Here is a 1,023-nt window from a genome sequence, read left to right on the forward strand (position 1 = left end):
GCACACTCCTAGTGCGGCGCCGGACGTGCTGGTACCACGGCACGACAAACGGCTTCACCGGGGAGGACCAAACATGGGTGTCACGCTCGCCAAGGGGGGCAATGTCTCCCTCTCCAAGGCCGCACCGAACCTCACGCAAGTGATGGTCGGGCTCGGCTGGGACGCACGCTCCACCACCGGAGCGGATTTCGACCTCGACGCCAGCGCGCTGATGTGCAACGCGGGCCGGGTGCTCGGCGACGAGTGGTTCATCTTCTACAACCAGCTCAAGAGCCCCGACGGCTCGGTCGAGCACACCGGCGACAACCTCACCGGTGAGGGCGAGGGCGACGACGAGTCCATCCTCATCGACCTCCACAAGGTGCCCGCCAACGTGGAGAAGATCGTCTTTCCGGTCTCCATCCACGACGCCGACAACCGCGGCCAGACCTTCGGCCAGGTGAGCAACGCGTTCATCCGGGTCGTCAACCAGGCCGACGGCCAGGAGCTCGCCCGCTACGACCTCTCCGAGGACGCCTCCACGGAGACCGCGATGATCTTCGGCGAGGTCTACCGCTACGGCGGCGAGTGGAAGTTCCGCGCGGTCGGCCAGGGCTACGCGTCCGGGCTGCGCGGCATCGCCCTCGACTTCGGGGTCAACGTTTCGTAAAGCCGAATACGCGGCGTGCGGCCCCGGCGATCAGGGGGTCGGCCGTGGTGTCACGAAGTGGTGCCGGCACATGAGACGGCCCAGGTGGCAGAAGGCGCGTCACCTGGGTTCGGGCCCTTGGGACCTGCGACTCTTCGAGCGGAAGGGCCCGGCCCTCTCCTTCGGGGAGTCGGCCCTCTAGACTTCGAGGTCAATGTTTCGTAAAGCCGGGTACGGCGGGGGGAAACCCCCTCCGGACTTCGTCCGGGGGTAGCCCCCCAACTCACGATTGGGTAGCCAGTGGTTCTGAAAACCTTCGGCTGGTCGTTCGCGGTCACCGCGCTCGGCCTGGTCGCAGCGGTTTTGATCGGCGGATGGACCGCGTTCGGGATCGT

1 protein-coding gene is annotated in these 1,023 nt (G+C 66.7%); it reads left to right on the plus strand.

The features are described from left to right. The first annotated feature begins 73 nt into the window (after positions 1–73). Positions 74–649 (plus strand): TerD family protein, encoded by a 576-nt coding sequence (locus ACFWGJ_RS43845; RefSeq protein ID WP_387334570.1) that lies wholly within the window; start codon positions 74–76, stop codon positions 647–649. The last annotated feature ends 374 nt before the right edge of the window (positions 650–1,023 follow it).

The sequence above is a fragment of the Streptomyces sp. NPDC060205 genome (assembly GCF_042728395.1).
In the GTDB taxonomy this organism is placed as follows: domain Bacteria; phylum Actinomycetota; class Actinomycetes; order Streptomycetales; family Streptomycetaceae; genus Streptomyces.

Bases quoted from the DNA above. Each gene is read 5' to 3' on its own strand.
- ACFWGJ_RS43845 (WP_387334570.1), top strand. From the start codon at position 74: ATGGGTGTCACGCTCGCCAAGGGGGGCAATGTCTCCCTCTCCAAGGCC.